The organism is Micromonospora sp. B11E3 (assembly GCF_039871625.1).
Taxonomy (GTDB): Bacteria; Actinomycetota; Actinomycetes; order Mycobacteriales; family Micromonosporaceae; genus Micromonospora.
The window spans coordinates 1-814 of the sequence record NZ_JBDPMC010000240.1 but is presented as its reverse complement, the minus strand read 5'-3'; the positions used below and the strand labels follow the sequence as shown (position 1 = coordinate 814).

1 protein-coding gene is annotated in these 814 nt (G+C 65.0%); it reads left to right on the top strand.

Annotated elements, in window-relative coordinates:
* The first annotated feature begins 433 nt into the window (after positions 1-433).
* Positions 434-727, top strand: a complete 294-nt coding sequence (locus ABGB16_RS33875) for a hypothetical protein (protein WP_347672121.1) — start codon at positions 434-436, stop codon at positions 725-727.
* Positions 728-814 lie beyond the last annotated feature (87 nt).

Genomic DNA, 814 nt, shown 5'->3' with positions numbered 1-814 from the left:
TCGCGGTGGTTTGCGACCTCCCCCTGCGCGGGCGATCGCGGAGGGCCCAACCTCCATCACCGGTGCAGCACCGCATCCAAGACCTCCGCCTTCTACATCGGAGCTCCCTTCAGCGCTCGTGGCGCACAGTCGTCCGCATACCTCACCAGCCGGTAGTTGGCCTTCCCGTGCCGTCGTCGCTTGGCCCGCTCCACGCGGGGTGAGCTGGGGCCGCCGGGGATCTGGGCGAAGTGCTCGTCCAGGACCGACAAGGCCACGTTGCTCAGCAACGGCGATAGGATCGATCCCTATGAACAGTGCTGGGTTATGCGCAGCGTCGACTCGTCTGGCCTGGTGAGGGCGGTTGCGGGGGTCGAGCGCTGCGCATAACGCGCCGAGGATCTGATCAGGGGCACGGCATGGTGCCGGGCCTTGTGATCGGAGGTCGGTGGCGATGGCGATGTTGTCCGTGCTGGTGGCGGGCCTGGACGCTGAGTTGAGGCGGCTGGGTTACAAGGAATCGACGTTGGTCTGGTATCGGGGCTGCTGGCGCAGGCTGGCGAGGTTCTTCGCCGTGCGTGGGGTCGAGGAGTTCTCCCTGGACGTGGCGATGGCGTGGGTCGATCAGGCGTGTGGTGGCTTCTTCGACAAGGAACGAGCGGGCGCGCTGAAACCGACCGATGTTTACTTGTTCAGGGTTGCCCAGATGCTAGGCCGTGTCTCGTCGATCTTGGGTGAGGTCGCGTAGCCAGATCTTCATCGTGGCGATGTCGACGGTGGCCTGGTACATGTAGTCGCGCTTGTCGTACCTGGTCGCGACCGCCCGGAACTGCTT

Coding starts and splice junctions, on each gene's coding strand:
- ABGB16_RS33875 (WP_347672121.1), top strand. CDS start 434: ATGGCGATGTTGTCCGTGCTGGTGGCGGGCCTGGACGCTGAGTTGAGG.